Annotated in this window: 16 protein-coding genes and 1 pseudogene; 10 read left to right on the top strand and 7 right to left on the bottom strand. The window is 69.9% G+C overall.

Going from position 1 to position 15,346, the window contains the following annotated elements; genetic code table 11:
• Nucleotides 1-24: 24 nt before the first annotated feature.
• Both ACFC96_RS20465 and dacB read right to left on the bottom strand, forming a co-directional pair.
• Nucleotides 25-1,143 (bottom strand): zinc-dependent metalloprotease, encoded by a 1,119-nt coding sequence (locus ACFC96_RS20465; protein WP_376255898.1) that lies wholly within the window; start codon nt 1,141-1,143, stop codon nt 25-27.
• A gap of 116 nt (nt 1,144-1,259) precedes the next feature.
• On the bottom strand, nt 1,260-2,699 hold the full coding sequence (gene dacB / locus ACFC96_RS20460; RefSeq protein WP_376613472.1) for a D-alanyl-D-alanine carboxypeptidase/D-alanyl-D-alanine-endopeptidase: 1,440 nt from the start codon (nt 2,697-2,699) through the stop codon (nt 1,260-1,262).
• 131 nt (nt 2,700-2,830) lie between these two features.
• Between dacB and ACFC96_RS20455 the strand changes: the two genes are divergently transcribed.
• Both ACFC96_RS20455 and ACFC96_RS20450 read left to right on the top strand, forming a co-directional pair.
• Nucleotides 2,831-3,322: an inorganic diphosphatase gene (locus tag ACFC96_RS20455; protein ID WP_100597700.1), complete on the top strand. Its 492-nt coding sequence runs from the start codon at nt 2,831-2,833 to the stop codon at nt 3,320-3,322.
• Between the two features lie 89 nt (nt 3,323-3,411).
• Entirely contained in the window at nt 3,412-5,109 is a 1,698-nt protein-coding gene (locus ACFC96_RS20450) for a threonine/serine exporter ThrE family protein (RefSeq protein ID WP_376255894.1), read from the top strand.
• Nucleotides 5,110-5,293: 184 nt separating this feature from the next.
• Here the strand turns inward: ACFC96_RS20450 and ACFC96_RS20445 are convergent.
• Nucleotides 5,294-5,965 (bottom strand): annotated as a pseudogene (locus tag ACFC96_RS20445) (DedA family protein); the annotation flags it as partial.
• A gap of 131 nt (nt 5,966-6,096) precedes the next feature.
• Between ACFC96_RS20445 and ACFC96_RS20440 the strand changes: the two are divergent.
• On the top strand, nt 6,097-6,462 hold the full coding sequence (locus ACFC96_RS20440) for a YbjQ family protein (protein ID WP_326711841.1): 366 nt from the start codon (nt 6,097-6,099) through the stop codon (nt 6,460-6,462).
• Nucleotides 6,463-6,466: 4 nt separating this feature from the next.
• On the opposite strand, the gene ACFC96_RS20435 is transcribed toward ACFC96_RS20440, so the two are convergent.
• Nucleotides 6,467-7,225: a MerR family transcriptional regulator gene (locus ACFC96_RS20435; RefSeq protein WP_376613470.1), complete on the bottom strand. Its 759-nt coding sequence runs from the start codon at nt 7,223-7,225 to the stop codon at nt 6,467-6,469.
• Nucleotides 7,226-7,446: 221 nt separating this feature from the next.
• Between ACFC96_RS20435 and ACFC96_RS20430 the strand changes: the two genes are divergently transcribed.
• Together ACFC96_RS20430 and ACFC96_RS20425 are read left to right on the top strand one after the other, a co-directional pair.
• Nucleotides 7,447-8,724: an ion channel protein gene (locus ACFC96_RS20430; RefSeq protein ID WP_376255892.1), complete on the top strand. Its 1,278-nt coding sequence runs from the start codon at nt 7,447-7,449 to the stop codon at nt 8,722-8,724.
• A gap of 107 nt (nt 8,725-8,831) precedes the next feature.
• Complete coding sequence (locus ACFC96_RS20425; protein WP_376255890.1) at nt 8,832-10,244, top strand: glutamate decarboxylase; 1,413 nt, start codon at nt 8,832-8,834, stop codon at nt 10,242-10,244.
• 285 nt (nt 10,245-10,529) lie between these two features.
• Here the strand turns inward: ACFC96_RS20425 and ACFC96_RS20420 are convergent, their stop codons facing one another.
• A complete protein-coding gene (locus ACFC96_RS20420; RefSeq protein ID WP_376255888.1) occupies nt 10,530-11,171 on the bottom strand; it encodes a PadR family transcriptional regulator in 642 nt (213 codons plus the stop codon).
• Nucleotides 11,172-11,189: 18 nt separating this feature from the next.
• Nucleotides 11,190-11,726 carry a DinB family protein gene (locus ACFC96_RS20415; RefSeq protein WP_376255887.1) on the bottom strand — a complete coding sequence of 179 codons (537 nt, stop codon included), beginning with the start codon at nt 11,724-11,726 and terminating at the stop codon, nt 11,190-11,192.
• Between the two features lie 155 nt (nt 11,727-11,881).
• Here ACFC96_RS20415 and ACFC96_RS20410 point away from each other — a divergent pair, with 155 nt between their 5' ends.
• The 4 genes from ACFC96_RS20410 (at nt 11,882) to ACFC96_RS20395 (ending at nt 13,454) form a co-directional block, all read left to right on the top strand.
• The gene (locus tag ACFC96_RS20410; protein WP_376255885.1) at nt 11,882-12,268 is read left to right on the top strand and encodes a VOC family protein; all 387 of its coding nucleotides are present in this window, start codon (nt 11,882-11,884) and stop codon (nt 12,266-12,268) included.
• Nucleotides 12,269-12,273: 5 nt separating this feature from the next.
• On the top strand, nt 12,274-12,630 hold the full coding sequence (locus ACFC96_RS20405; protein ID WP_376255883.1) for an ArsR/SmtB family transcription factor: 357 nt from the start codon (nt 12,274-12,276) through the stop codon (nt 12,628-12,630).
• Entirely contained in the window at nt 12,627-13,070 is a 444-nt protein-coding gene (locus ACFC96_RS20400; RefSeq protein WP_376255881.1) for an SRPBCC domain-containing protein, read from the top strand. Before ACFC96_RS20405 ends, ACFC96_RS20400 begins: the two co-directional genes overlap by 4 nt.
• A gap of 141 nt (nt 13,071-13,211) precedes the next feature.
• Nucleotides 13,212-13,454, top strand: a complete 243-nt coding sequence (locus tag ACFC96_RS20395) for a DUF397 domain-containing protein (protein ID WP_100597687.1) — start codon at nt 13,212-13,214, stop codon at nt 13,452-13,454.
• Nucleotides 13,455-13,650: 196 nt separating this feature from the next.
• On the opposite strand, the gene ACFC96_RS20390 is transcribed toward ACFC96_RS20395, so the two are convergent.
• Entirely contained in the window at nt 13,651-14,133 is a 483-nt protein-coding gene (locus tag ACFC96_RS20390; RefSeq protein ID WP_376255879.1) for an ATP-binding protein, read from the bottom strand.
• Nucleotides 14,134-14,399: 266 nt separating this feature from the next.
• On the opposite strand from ACFC96_RS20390, the gene ACFC96_RS20385 reads away from it, so the two are divergent.
• Nucleotides 14,400-15,266 (top strand): helix-turn-helix domain-containing protein, encoded by an 867-nt coding sequence (locus ACFC96_RS20385; RefSeq protein ID WP_376255877.1) that lies wholly within the window; start codon nt 14,400-14,402, stop codon nt 15,264-15,266.
• Nucleotides 15,267-15,346 lie beyond the last annotated feature (80 nt).

Genomic DNA, 15,346 nt, shown 5'->3' with positions numbered 1-15,346 from the left:
CCTGCCTTACGGTGCACCCTCCGACTAGCGGTGCACCCGCGCGACCCAGTCCGCCGGTTTGGCGATCTCCGCCTTGGTGGGGAGCGTGTTCGGCGATGTCCATACGCGATTGAATCCGTCCATACCCACCTCGTTCACCACGGCTCTGACGAACCGCTCGCCGTCGCGGTACTGGCGCAGCTTCGCGTCGAGGCCCAGGAGCTTGCGCAGCGCCAGGTCCAGGCGGGACGCGCCCTTCTGACGGCGCTCCTTGAACTTCTCCCTGATCTCGGCCACCGACGGCACCACCGCGGGCCCGACCCCGTCCATCACGAAGTCCGCGTGCCCTTCGAGCAGCGACATCACGGCGGTGAGCCGGGCGAGGATCTCGCGCTGGGCCGGAGACTGGACGAGCTCGACCAGGGAGCGGCCCCCGTCGTCGCCCTCCTCGCCCTCGGGGCGTGCGCCCGCCAGGGACTGGGCCGCCTCCCGGATGCGCTCCAGGAACGTCATCGGGTCGACGTCGGTCTCGGCGAGGAATGACTGGATCTCGCCCTCGAGGTGGTCGCGCAGCCAGGGCACGGCCGTGAACTGCGTGCGGTGCGTCTCCTCGTGGAGGCACACCCAGAGTCTGAAGTCGTGCGGATTCACGTCGAGTTCGCGCTCCACGTGCACGATGTTCGGCGCGACGAGGAGCAGTCTTCCGCCGCCGTTCGGCGCGGCCGGCAGGTCTCGGGTGGCGGGGGCGAAGGTCTCGTACTGCCCCAGGACGCGGGAGGACAGGAACGACAGCAGCATGCCGAGCTCGACGCCCGTGACCTTGCCGCCGACCGCGCCGAGGACCGCTCCGCCGGGGCCGGAGCCGCGCCGCTCCTCCATCTTGTCCAGAAGGGGCTTGAGGAGCTCCCTGAACCCCGCCACGTTCGCCCGGACCCAGCCGGGGCGGTCGACGACGAGGACGGGCGTGTCGTGCGCCTCCTCCGTGGCCATCCGCGTGAAGCCGCGGACGTGTTCCTCGGAGGCCTTGGCGTGCCGGCGCAGCTCCGAGACGGTCGCCCGCGCCTCGTCCCGGGTCACCTCCGGGCCCGGCCGCACGAGTCGGGTCGCGGTCGCCACCGCGAGATTCCAGTCGACCATCCCAGAAGCACCACCGATGCTCGTCATGCGTCAACCGTACGTGCTCAGGTGCTGGTGCACAGGGGCTTGGCCCCGGACAGCGCCCCGGTTGTGCCCCCTAGGGGACACCGGCGGGACAGGTGGGGCCGGGGTGCGGGGGCGGGTCAGCGGCAGCCGCAGTTCGCGACCGTCGACGCGAGCCGGTCCAGGGCCGCCTGGGCCTGCCCCGGGTTCACGGTGCCGTCCGTCATGAAGGCGAAGACCAAGAGCCGCCCGTCCGCGTCGACGACCGTGCCGGCCAGCGTGTTCACCCCGGTCAGCGTGCCGGTCTTGGCCCGTACGAGGCCGATGCCCGCCGCGTCGGCCGCGTCGGTGTACCGCTTGCTCAGCGTGCCCGTGAAGCCGGCGACGGGCAGTCCGGTGAGGACCGGGCGCAGCCCGGGGCGCTCGCGTTCGACGGCGTGCGCGAGGACCTGGGTGAGCAGGTCGGCGGAGACCTTGTCGGCGCGGTCGAGACCGCTGCCGTCCGCGAAGTGGCTTCCGGAGAGCGGGAGTCGGAGCTTGGCCAGCTCCTTGCGGATCGCCGCGCCGCCGCCGTCGAAGCTCGCGGCCTCGTCCGTGGCGAGCGCCACCTGGCGGGCCAGGGCCTCCGCGATGTCGTTGTCGCTGTGCGTCAGCATGCGCTCGACGAGGGCCGACACCGGCGGCGACGACACCTCGGCCAGCTTCTCGGCGTCGCCCGACGCCTTGCGCGGCCCCGGCTCGCCCTTCGTCTTGATGCCGCGGTCGTGCAGCAGATCCGCGAACGTGCGCGCGGCGGCGGCCGCCGGGTCGGACTCGCGGGGGGCCGGGCCGCTCGACGAGTCGTCCATGCGCGCCTCGTCGGCCATGAGCGCGCTGACCGGCGCGATGTTCTCGTTGGGCCCGATGGGGTGCAGGAGGGGGCCCGAGTAGAGCGAGGTGTCGTACGAGAGCGTGATCTCGCCCGTGTCCCGGTCCTTGAGTTCCTTGGCGGTGGCGTCGGCGAGGGCGCGCAGACTCGCGTTCGGTCCGGCGTCCTTGCGGGCGGTGAGCGTGGGGTCGCCGCCGCCGACGAGGACGATCTCGTGCGCCGGCGAGCCGGGCTCGATGACGGTCTTCGTGTCGATCCGGTGGTCGGAGCCCGGCATCGACAGGGCGGCGACCGCCGTGGCGAGCTTGGTGGTCGACGCGGGCGTCAGGGCGTCGCCGGAACTCTTGCCGTACAGCCGCTCGCCGGTGGCCGCGTCGACGACGGCCGCGGTGCGCCGCTTGCCGAGGGCCGGGTCGTTCAGGAGCGGGTCGAGCACCTCGGCGAGCGCGCCCTTGGCGGGGCCGGGGCCCGAACCGGCCGGCGCCGCGAGGACGGCACGGGCGCTCGGGGCGGCGTCCGGCTCGTCGGGGCGCCCGTCGCGGCCGTGATCTGTGCCACCCCCGGCCTCCTGGGACACAGCCCGGCGCGCCTCCGCCGTACGCTGACCGCTGGAGTCCCACGGACCGGCCGAGGCCACCGCCACGGCCGAGAGCGCCAGGCCCAGGGTGGCAGCGCCCGCTGTGAGCTGCCACGTCTTGACCTTCGTAAGCATCTTCACTGCCTGTGAAACTGCCTGCGAAGCCTTGAGCTCGGGCACCACGGACCAGCCCCTTTCGCGATCACACACCTGCGTGAGGGACACTTAATCACCAGTCGTATGTGTTGATCATGGAGGAGCCACCGGTGGAGTTCGACGTCACGATCGAGATTCCGAAGGGTTCGCGGAACAAGTACGAGGTGGACCACGAGACCGGTCGGATCCGCCTGGACCGTCGACTCTTCACCTCGACCAGCTACCCGGCCGACTACGGATTCGTCGAGAACACGCTCGGTGAGGACGGGGACCCGCTGGACGCGCTGGTCATCCTGGAGGAGCCGACCTTCCCCGGCTGCCTCATCAAGTGCCGCGCCATCGGCATGTTCCGGATGACGGACGAGGCCGGCGGCGACGACAAGCTGCTGTGCGTCCCCGCCTCGGACCCCCGCGTGGAGCACCTGCGCGACATTCACCACGTGTCCGAGTTCGACCGCCTGGAGATCCAGCACTTCTTCGAGGTCTACAAGGACCTGGAGCCCGGCAAGTCCGTCGAGGGCGCCGACTGGGTCGGCCGCACCGAGGCCGAGGCCGAGATCGAGCGGTCCTACAAGCGCTTCAAGGACGAGGGCGGTCACTGACCTCCCCCGCCACGCACGGGCCGTCCGACTCCTCCGGGGGTGGGGCGGCCCGTTCGCGTATCTGTGCTCATACTGAGGCGTACCGGGAGGTGCGCAGGCGTCATACGAAGGGCGAGTTGGTGACGGAGCGGGAGCCGGAGGCGGCCGAAGACCGCAAACCGCAGTCGGACGAGGCACGCAGTGCCTTCACACCGCCGCCAGGGGTACTGCCGCAGACCCCGGCGCCCGAGCAGGACGAGTCGCAGACGACGTCCGAGTTCGCGCTCCCCGACGGGCTCAGCACCCTCGCCGCCGCACCCGCCGAGACCAGCGGTTCGGCCTTCACGCCCCCGCAGACCTACAGCGCCCGGAACGCGCCGCCCGCGTTCACACCCGCGCACGGCATCCCCATGGTCAAGCTGACCAAGGAGGCGCCCTGGCAGGACCGGATGCGCACGATGCTGCGCATGCCGGTCGCCGAGCGTCCCGCGGCCGAGCCCGTGCAGAAGCACGACGAAGAGGGCCCGGCCGTGCCGCGCGTCCTCGACCTGACCCTGCGTATCGGCGAGCTGCTCCTCGCGGGCGGTGAGGGCGCCGAGGACGTGGAGGCGGCGATGTTCGCCGTGTGCCGCTCCTACGGCCTCGACCGCTGCGAGCCGACGGTGACGTTCACGCTGCTCTCGATCTCGTACCAGCCGTCGCTGGTCGACGACCCGGTGACCGCGTCACGGACCGTGCGGCGGCGCGGCACCGACTACACGCGCCTCGCGGCCGTGTTCCAGCTGGTGTACGACATCACCGACGAAGAGGTCGACGTCTCCCTGGAGGAGGCCTACCGGCGTCTCGCCGAGATCCGCCGCAACCGCCACCCCTACCCCGGCTGGGTGCTCTCCGCGGCCACCGGGCTCCTGGCGGGCGGCGCCTCGATCCTCGTCGGCGGTGACCTCATCGTCTTCGTCGCGGCGGCGCTCGGCGCGATCCTCGGCGACCGGCTGGCCTGGCTGTGCGCGGGCCGCGGGCTGCCGGAGTTCTACCAGTTCACCGTCGCCGCGATGCCGCCCGCCGCCATAGGGATCCTGCTGACCCTCGCGCACAACCTCGTGGACGTACGCGCCTCCGCGGTGATCACCGGTGGGCTGTTCGCGCTGCTGCCGGGGCGGGCCCTCGTGGCGGGCGTGCAGGACGGTCTGACCGGCTACTACATCACCGCGGCCGCGCGCCTGCTCGAAGTCATGTACTTCTTCGTCGGCATCGTCGTCGGCGTCCTGGTCGTGCTCTACCTCGGCGTGCAGCTGCACGCCCAGCTGAACCCGGAGGCGGCCCTCCAGGTCATCGACCGCCCCTACTGGCAGATCGCCGCTTCGATGGCGCTCTCGCTCGCCTTCGCCGTCCTGCTCCAGCAGGAACGCTCCACCGTGCTCGCGGTTACGCTGAACGGCGGTGTGGCGTGGGTCGTGTACGGGGCCATGCACGTCGTCGGCGGGATCTCGCCGGTCGCCTCCACCGCGGCGGCGGCCGGGCTCGTCGGCCTGTTCGGGCAGCTCTTCTCGCGCTACCGGTTCGCGTCCGCGCTGCCGTACGTGACCGCGGCGATCGGACCGCTGCTGCCGGGTTCCGCGACGTACTTCGGGCTGCTGGCCATCGCGCAGAACGATGTGGACGCGGGCCTGGTGTCGCTGACGAAGGCGGCGGCTCTCGCCATGGCCATCGCGATCGGGGTGAACCTCGGGTCCGAGATCGCGCGGCTGTTCCTGCGCTCGCCCGGCGCGGCGGGGCGCCGGGCGGCGAAGCGGACCCGAGGGTTCTAGGGCCGCGAGGGTTCTGGGATCCCGAGGTTCCAGGGCCGGGCGAGCTCCAGGCCCCGGGGGCTCCAGGACCACGGGAGTTCCAGGGTTCCAGGATCACGGGGCTTCGAGGACTCCGAAGGTTCCAGGACGCTGCGAAGGTGCCCCGGGCGGTCCTCCCGCCGGTCTAGCGCTTGGCGTGGCGCCCGCGCTGGCCCTGCGGCGGCGTCTGCGGCTGGGGCATCGCGGCCTCGGCCTTCTTCGACTTGCTGCGCGCCCTCAGGAACTCGATCGCGATGGGGACCACCGAGACGAGGACGATCAGGATCAGGATCGCCTCGATGTTCTTGTGGACGAACTCGATGTTGCCCAGCCAGGAGCCGAGGAGCGTGACGCCGGCGCCCCAGAGCACGCCTCCGATGATGTTGAACGTGATGAACGAGCGGTACTTCATGCCGCTGACGCCCGCGATGATCGGCGTGAACGTGCGGACGATGGGCACGAAGCGGGCCAGGACCAGGGACTTCGGGCCGTACTTCTCGAAGAACTCGTGGGCCTTGACCACGTTCTCCTGCTTGAAGAGGCGGGAGTCCGGGCGGTTGAACAGCGAGGGGCCGACCTTCTTGCCGAAGAGGTAACCCGCCTGGTCGCCGAGGATCGCGGCGACGCAGATCAGGCCGACGGCGCCCCACAGGGGGAAGTCCAGCGTGCCGGCGGTGATCAGCAGTCCGCACGTGAACAGCAGGGAGTCGCCCGGCAGGAAGAAGCCGATGAGCAGGCCGGACTCCGCGAACACGATCAGGAGCAGGCCCCAGATGCCGAACGTGTTGAGCAGGTGGTCCGGGTCCAGCCAGCTTGGTCCGAGAGCAAGCGTCGTCACGGTTCCGGACTCCTGAGGGGTGGTGAAGCGAGGGCAATGGCGGTGCAAAGTTATCAACGCCGGATGACGGCACCAGGTTCCAGCCGCCCTCTCAGGATGCACTGTGCGTCAACTGTGGCAAACCTGTGTGTATGGGTATCGAAGACTTCGGCGGCGGCCAGAATCCGCAGACTGATGTGCTCGTCGTCACCACGAACGACGTGCCGGGCTACCGGGTGGAGAAGGTGATCGGCGAGGTCTTCGGACTGACCGTCCGCTCCAGGCACCTGGGCAGCCAGATCGGCGCCGGCCTCAAATCGATGATCGGCGGCGAGCTGAAGGGCCTCACCAAGACGCTGGTGGAGACCCGTAACCAGGCGATGGAGCGGCTCGTCGAGCAGGCCCGCTCCCGCGGCGCCAACGGGGTGCTGATGTTCCGCTTCGACGTCACCGAAGCGGCGGACGTGGGCACCGAGGTGTGCGCGTACGGCACGGCCGTGGTGATCGCGCCGCGGTAGGCGGCTACACGTTGCGTACGGCGTTGGCGAGGATCGCCTCCCGCAGGAAGGCGGCCACGCCCTCCCGGTCCTTGTCGAGGTTGCGCCGGTAGCGCTCGTCCGCGACGAACATCTCACCGAGAGCGGTCTGGATCTCGTAGCTGCACTCGTAGTGGAACCGGCAGATCTGCTGCCGGTGCTCCTCCGCGAGGTCCATCGCCACCACGGACCCGGGCTCCTCACCCGCGTCCATGACGGCTACGAGGCGGCGCATCCAGTCGTCGTTCGCCTCCTTGATCCGCAGCCAGTCCTCCTTGGTGTACGAGGCGGCCCTGCGCTGCGACTCGGCGTAGGCGTCGGTGTGACCCCAGCGCTCCTGCACCTCGTCGGCGTACTGCTCGGGGTCGTGGTCGCCGAAGACCTCGAACTTCTCCTCGGGCGTGAGATCGATGCCCATCTTGCGTGCCTCCATAGCGGTTTGGACGGCGGCTGCCATCTTCTGGAGCCGGCCGATCCGGGCGGTCAGCAGCTCGTACTGGCGGCGCAGATGCGCGCGCGGATCCGCATCCGGGTCGTCGAGAAGGGCCGCGACCTCGTCCAGAGGGAAGCCGAGCTCCCGGTAGAACAAGATCTGCTGGAGCCGGTCCAGGTCGGCGTCGCTGTAGCGCCGGTGACCCGCGTGGCTGCGCCCGACGGGCGCCAGCAGGCCGATCTCGTCATAGTGGTGCAACGTGCGCACCGTGACGCCGGCGAACCCGGCGACCTGCCCCACGGAGTAGCTCACGGCTCCGGCCCTCTCCTGTCGGTGTCGGTGTCTCTAGTCGGTGTCGGTGTCGGTGTCTTGTCCGCGCCGCTGTCATGCCGGTGTCTTCGCCGGCGCCGTTGTCGGCACCTGTGGCGGCGCCCGCTCCGGTACGGGTCCCAGCGTGCAGCCTCACGTCACGTGAGGTGCAAGCGGCATTTTCTCCAGGTGTTGTGCGGCTTTCGTCCGCTTATGGTGTGCCGGTGAGCACCGACGCGCAGGCCGCGCCCCAGGAGACCACCCCGGCACGGACGTTGCTGCCGCTGGTCGTCCCCGCGCTCGTCGTGGGCGTCGCGTGCAGCCTGCTGTTCCTCGCGGTGAGCGAGCTCGCCGAGAAGCTCCAGCACGTGCTGTGGAACGACCTGCCCGACGCTCTCGGCGTCGGCGGGTACTCCTCGCTCTGGATGATCGTCATGCTGACCGTGACCGGCATCCTCGTAGGTCTCGTCGTCTGGAAGGCGCCCGGTCACGCGGGACCCGACCCGGCCACCATCGGGCTCGCGAGCGAGCCGCTGCCGCCGTTCCTGCTGCCCGGGCTGCTCGTCGCGACGGCGCTGATGCTGGCCGGCGGGCCCAGCCTCGGCCCGGAGAACCCGATCATCGCCGCCAACATCGCCCTCGTGTTCTGGCTCGGCGCGAAGGCCATGCCGGTCGTGCCCCCCACGCTCTGGGTCTCGCTGGCCGAGGCCGCGACACTCGGCGCGCTGTTCGGCACGCCCGTCGCCGCCGCCCTCGTCATCTCCGAGGCCCTCGCGGGCAGGCCGATCAGGGGCTCGCTGTGGGACGCCCTGTTCGCGCCGCTCCTCGCGGCCGCGACAGGCGCGATGACCACGACCCTCGTCGCGCACCCCACCTTCGACCTCGGTCTGCCCTCCATTCCCCGTCCGGGCTGGGGTGACCTCGTCGCCTCCCTGGTGATCACCTCCGCGGCCGCGGTCCTCGGCATGACGGCCGTCTACGCCTTCCCGCACACGCACGCCGCGTTCAAACGCCTCAAGCACCCCATGCTGATGCTGCCCGCGGGCGGACTCGTGCTCGGTCTGCTCGGCGCGCTCGGCGGACACCTCACCCTCTTCAAGGGCCTCGACGAGGTCGCCGAGCTGGCCCGGAACCCCGACGGCTGGTCGGCCGGCCAGTTCGCCCTGATGACGGTGGTGAAGCTGGCGGCCCTGCTGGTCGCCGCCTCCTGCGGCTTCCGCGGCGGCCGGATCTTCCCCGCGGTCTTCATCGGGTCGGCCTTCGGCCTCCTCGCCCACGCGCTCGTGCCGGGCGTGCACCCCGCCGTCGGCGTCTCGGCGGGCGTCCTCGGCATCCTGCTCGCCATCACCCGCCAGGGCTGGATCAGCCTGTTCACCGCGGCCGTCCTGGTCGCGTCCCCGGCGATCATCGCCCTGCTGTGCATCGCCTCGCTGCCGGGCTGGATCCTGGTCACCGGACGCCCCCAGATGCAGCTGCGCGACGACGGCACGTCCGTGCGCTGAGCGGTACCGCCCAACGGCGCGGCCGTGCCGTTCTCGCCGGGCGGTACGCCGCACCCCTCCGTATCCTCGCGATGAGGCCACGACCCGTATCGAGGGAGCCCGCCACGATGCCGCTGCACCACGGTCCCGATCAGCACGACAAGCGCCCGATGGCCGTCAACCCCTTCTACGGCGAGGCCAATCCGGTCGGAGGCATGACCGACGCCCCGCCCAAGCACCGGCTGCCCGACGACCCCATGCCGCCCTCCACGGCGTATCAACTGGTCCATGACGAGCTGATGCTCGACGGCAACGCACGGCTCAACCTCGCCACGTTCGTCACCACATGGATGGAACCCCAGGCCGGCGTCCTGATGGGCGAGTGCAGAGACAAGAACATGATCGACAAGGACGAGTACCCGCGCACCGCGGAGCTGGAGCGGCGCTGCGTGTCGATGCTCGCCCACCTGTGGAACGCGCCGGACCCGAACGGCGCCGTCGGCTGTTCGACCACCGGTTCGAGCGAGGCGTGCATGCTCGCCGGGATGGCCCTCAAGCGCCGCTGGATGAAGCGGAACGCCGACCGCTACCCGTCCAAGCACGCCCGCCCGAACCTCGTCATGGGCATCAACGTCCAGGTCTGCTGGGAGAAGTTCTGCAACTTCTGGGAGGTCGAGGCGCGCCAGGTCCCCATGGAGGGCGACCGCTTCCACCTCGACCCGCAGGCCGCCGCCGAGCTGTGCGACGAGAACACCATCGGCGTCATCGGCATCCTCGGCTCCACGTTCGACGGCTCGTACGAGCCGATCGAGGAGCTGTGCGCCGCCCTCGACACCCTCCAGGAGAAGACCGGCCTGGACATCCCCGTCCACGTCGACGGCGCCTCCGGGGGCATGATCGCGCCCTTCATCGACCCCGACCTGGTCTGGGACTTCCGCCTGCCGCGGGTGTCGTCCATCAACACGTCGGGCCACAAGTACGGACTCGTCTACCCCGGCGTCGGCTGGGCCCTGTGGCGTACGGCGGACGACCTGCCGGAGGATCTGGTCTTCCGCGTCAACTACCTGGGCGGCGACATGCCGACCTTCGCCCTCAACTTCTCCCGGCCCGGCGCGCAGGTCGTCGCGCAGTACTACACGTTCCTGCGCCTGGGCCGCGAGGGCTACCGCGCGGTCCAGCAGTCGACCCGGGACGTCGCCCGGGGCCTCGCCGAACGCATCGAGACCCTCGGCGACTTCCAGCTCATCACGCGCGGCGACCAACTGCCCGTCATCGCCTTCACGACAGCACCCGAGGTGAAGGCGTACGACGTCTTCGACGTGTCGCGGCGCCTGCGCGAGTCCGGCTGGCTCGTTCCCGCGTACACGTTCCCCCCGCATCGCCAGGACCTGGCCGTGCTGCGACTGGTGTGCCGCAACGGCTTCTCGGCGGACCTGGCCGCGCTCTTCCTCGCCGACCTCGACCGCCTGCTGCCCGAACTGCGCCGGCAGGCACACCCGCTGACCCGCGACAAGGAAGCGGCGACCGCCTTCCACCACTGACGCTGGCCACTGCCGTTGTCCACGGGCACCGTCCGCCGAGCCCTGTTGGCCGAGCGCCGCACGTCAAGAGCCGCACGTGCCCGGCCCCGCAGATGCCGAGCCCTGTGTACCGAGCGGCGTGAACTTCCGTACCGCCGGCGGAAAGAACACGCGAGCGGCGCGAGCGGTCGGAGCACCGCCGCCCACAGGCGCCCCGGCTGCCCACCGAGGTCGCCGAACAGATCCCGTACGGGCCCACACGGACCCCGGTCGAGCCGCGGGGACGCCACCACGGGTCGAACCTGACTACCGCGGATCCCCGGGATGCGGCTCACCCGTGGCGTAGGGGTTCTCCTGCCCCTCGGCGAGCACCCCGACGAACGGCTCGCCCTCCCCCGCGAACGTGTACGCGCCGCCCTCGATCCGGCCGATCAGCCCCCGCGTCCACTCCGCGCCCGAGTCGGCCGAGTGCACCCAGAAGTTCATGATCTCGCCGATGTGGCCGAGCCGTTCGGGCCCGTCCTCGGGCGTGTAGTACTCGGTGACGGCGCGCCGCCACTCCTCGATGCCGTCCACGCGCCGCCGCAGCAGCTCCACCGCTTCCCGCCGCGGCAGATCGACGATGAAGCCGAGCGCGGCCGAGAGGATGTCCGGCTTCTGGTCGTACGCCACGAGCGCCTTCCGCAGCAGCGTGAGGAACTCCTCGGTGCCCTTGTCCGTGATCTCGTACTCGGTGCGCGGCGGGCCGCCGGCCGTGGAGGGCGCGATCTCGTGCGCGACGAGGAATCCCTGCTTCGCCATCTGCTTGAGCGCGTGATAGATCGACCCGGGCTTGGCGTTCGACCACTCGTGCGCGCCCCAGTACTCGAGGTCGTTGCGCACCTGGTAACCATGCGCACGGCCGTGCTGGCGCACGGCCCCGAGGACCAGGAGGCGGATCGCTGACATGGGCCCCAGCGTAGGACGTCACTCCCGCTCCATCGCCACCAGCTCGTACGCGGTCTTCCCGTCCAGGGACTCGCGGATGATGTCCGCGTGCCCGGCGTGCCGGGCCGCCTCCCGGATCAGATGGAGCAGCAGCCACCGCACGGACACCTCCCCCTCGTCCGGCGACCAGTGATGGCGGGGCAGCGGGAACGTGTCGTCGAGGCTCGGCACCGACCGGACGAACTCCTCGGTGGCCAGCGCCACCTCGTCCCAGTAGGCGAGCGCCGACTCGACGGACTCGTCGCCCACGAGCCGGAAGCTGTCGGCCCAGTTCGCCTCGGTGCGCCGCACGTCGGGCGCCACCTGCCGGGCCCGCGCCACCCACCCCTGCTCGGTCTCCGCGACATGCTTGACCAGCCCGGACAGCGACAGCGCACTGGCACTCGGCGTCGCCGCGGCCTGCTCGTCGGTCAGCCCGAGCACGGCCCGGCGGACGGCGCCTCGCTGCTCGGCGAGGAAGATCAGGAGCGTGCCGCGTTCGTCGCCGCGGATCTCCGCGTTCCCCTGAGTCGCCATCGTGAGCCGCCTTCCCTCGGTTGTGCCGCCTGTACGGACGAAGGTAGAGGGAAGTGCGCTCGGCCTCCGTCCCCGAGCGGCACCACCCAGGAATGTTTCGCGTAGGAATTTCCCTACCTTTGGCGCGTAGGGAAATTCCTACCTATAGTCGGAGCATGAGCAGCCACACGAACATCACGCACGCCTCCTTCATCACCCTCCCCGTCGCCGACCAGGACCGCGCCCTGCGCTTCTACGTCGACGTTCTCGGCTTCGACGTCACGGCCGACCGCGAGATGCCGCCGGGCCGCTGGCTCCAGGTCGCACCCGCGGGCGCGCAGACCGTCTTCACGCTGGCCGGCCCGGGCATGGGAGATTTCACCCCGGGGTCGGCACGGGGGATCATGCTGGTGACGACCGACGTCGACGTCGACTGCGCGCGGCTCACCGCCGCCGGAGCCGAGGTCACCGGCCCCGACGACGTGCCGTGGGGGCGCATGGCCTCTTTCAGCGACCCGGACGGCAACGCACTGATGCTCATCACGGAGAAGGAAGGCTTCTGACACCGATGGCGACCACGAGCGCGACCGACACCGCCGGCCAGGACCGGCTGTTCGCCGCGCTCGCCAACGGGACACGGCGCGAGGTGCTCCGCCTCCTCAGGGACGAGGGCCCGCAGCCCGTCCAGGCCCTCGCCGACCACTTCGCGATGCGCCGCCCCAGCCTCTCGGAGCACCTCAAGGTGCTGCGCCAGGCCGGACTCGTGTCGGAGGAACGTGCGGGACGGCAGCGCATCTACCGGCTCGAGGCCGTCCCCCTGGCCGAGGTGCAGGACTGGCTCCATCCGTACGAGCGGTTCTGGCGCGGCCACCTGAAGGGGCTCGCCGAACTCCTCGACCGCATGCCCGACGATGACGGGTCATGAGCCTCGCCAGCATCACCGTCGACCAGTTCCTCCCCCACCCGCCCGCCAAGGTCTGGCGCGCCCTGACCGAGCCCGAGCTGATCGCCCAGTGGCTGATGCCGGGCAGCGAGGACTTCCGCCTCGAGGTGGGCCACCGGTACGTGATGACGACCGTGCCGCGCCCCAACACCGGCTTCTCCGGCACCGTCGACGTCGAGGTCCTCGCGTACGAGACGGAGCGGATGCTCAGCGTCCGGTGGCAGGACCGGGATCCGGCCAATTCCGCGGACTGGACCATTACGTGGAACCTGGAGCCAGAAGGCCGTGGGACGCGTCTCTTCCTGGTGCACGACGGATTCGATCCGGACGATCCGGCACAGATGATGGCACGGAAGATCATGGACGGGGGCTGGCGCTCGCATGTCATGCGAGCGCTGGGGCAGACGCTCGAAGAGCTGTAACCGGGGGAACACCCCCCGTGCACGTGCATCTGCCCATGCATCGGCATGTGAACGCAGCTATGATCCAGGACAGTTGACCACTACACCTGACTCACTGGCCGCATGAGCCTCATAGGCCACAGCACGACTGGGGGGCGACCTGTGCACCACGTGTACAACGGCATGGCGGCCACGGAACTTCACGGTGTGGTCTGGCAGAAGAGCAGACACAGCAACTCACAGGGTTCCTGCGTGGAGTTCGCGAAATTGCCGGGGGGACGGGTGGCGATGCGCAACTCGAACTTCCCGGAGGGCCCGGCCCTCGTCTACACGCCCGCCGAAATCGAGGCGATGCTGCTGGGCGTCAAGGACGGGGAGTTCGACCACTTGATAGCCGACGGGTGACGGTTGCCGTTGCCGGGTGACACATGACGGATGACAACCGACAGGTGACACCTGACAGGTGACAGCCAACAGATGACAGATGGCGACATCTGTCATTCGTCATCGCCGGGCGACGAGTGAAGGCGACCGGCGCAAGCCCTCAGCATCGAGTGACTACCCGTCATCTCCCATATGCCCATCGCCGGTTACCCGGACTTCACAGCCGGAACAGCGCCCACACCACTTTGCCGTTCAGCGTGCCGGCCAGCGGATGCCAGCCCCAGCTGTCACTGAACGAGTCGACCAGGAACAGGCCGCGGCCCGATTCGGCGTTGAAGTCGTCCTCCGCCTCGCGGGCGACGGGGCTCTCGTCGCTGGGGTCGCGCACCGCGCACACCAGGCGTGAGGTCCAGCGCATCAGGTGCAGCCGCACCGGCGGATCCTGGGAACGCGGGGTGTCCGAGGGCAGTGCGTGCCGCAGGGCGTTGGTGACGAGTTCGGAGACGACGAGACAGACGTCGTCGAATCTGTCCGCCACGTCCCAGCCGTCGAGCGTCCCGCGCGTGAACTTACGGGCGCTGCCCACCGCTTCGTACCGTGCGGGAAGCGCGCAGGAGGCGGAGCTGGAAACGGCTGAAGGGTCGAGTGGCGGAAGCCCCTGCCTTAACGGCTCGAGCATGGCCGGTCCATTCGTCCCCATCCGAGGCACTCCCGGGATTCGCGGTACATAGCGAGTGGAGCGGTGGTGCGTGGGCCATCGTTCCGAATGCGTACAGCAGATGCAAGGGCAGATGCACGTGCACGCGCCCGTCCTGTCCCCCCGCGTACCACTTGTTGCTCATTTCTTCCCACGACTTCTTGTGGAGACCTTTCGCAACCTTTCCGTTTCTGTAACCGAACGAGTACAGGCAGGAGCGTTTTAATGGCAGACTTCGGCTGCTGGTGTGATCGGGAGGGTGGAGCGACGTGAGTGCAGGAGAGTCGAGCGGCTCAGTGGTGCGTCGCATCCTGCTGGGCTCGCAGCTGAGGCGCCTGCGCGAATCGCGCGGCATCACCCGGGAAGCGGCCGGTTACTCGATCCGCGCATCAGAATCGAAGATCAGCCGCATGGAGTTGGGACGGGTGAGCTTCAAGGCCAGGGACGTCGAGGACCTGCTGACCCTCTACGGAGTCGCCGACGAGGCGGAGCGCGGCGCGCTCCTCTCCCTCGTCAAGGAGGCCAACGTCGCGGGCTGGTGGCATACGTACTCGGACGTCCTGCCCGGCTGGTTCCCCACCTATGTCGGCCTGGAGGGCGCCGCGTCACTCATCCGCGCCTACGAGGTGCAGTTCGTGCACGGGCTGCTTCAGACCGAGGGGTACGCGCACGCGGTCGTCGCCCGGGGCATGAAGGGCGCGCCGAAGGCGGACATCGACCGGCGAGTGGCGCTGCGTCTCGAAAGGCAGAAACTCCTCGTCTCCGAGCACGCCCCCGAGTTCCACGTCGTACTCGACGAGGCCGCGCTCCAACGCCCTTACGGCGGATCCAAGGTGATGCAGGGTCAGCTCCAGCATCTGATCGACATCTCCGAGCGGCCCAACGTCACCCTCCAGGTCATGCCGTTCGGATTCGGTGGCCACTCGGGTGAGACCGGCGCCTTCGCGATGCTCAGCTTCCCGGAGTCCGATCTCTCGGACATCGTCTACATGGAGCAGCTCACCAGCGCCCTGTACCTCGACAAGCGCGAGGACGTCACGCAGTACGCGCGGGCGATGGAGCAGCTTCAGGCGGAGTGCCCGACGCCCGCGGAGAGCGTGGACATCATCCACGGCCTGCTGGCGAAGGCCGCCTGACCGACACTGCCGAGCAGTGCCTGCAGGCCAACGCCTGCTGAGCAGTGCCTGCAGGCCAACGCCTGCTGGGCAATGCCCGC

Origin of the sequence: Streptomyces sp. NPDC055955, from assembly GCF_042270245.1 — a bacterium.
Lineage (GTDB): Bacteria > Actinomycetota > Actinomycetes > Streptomycetales > Streptomycetaceae > Streptomyces.
Note: the sequence above shows the minus strand (reverse complement) of the source record. Positions and strands in the feature narration are given on the sequence as shown.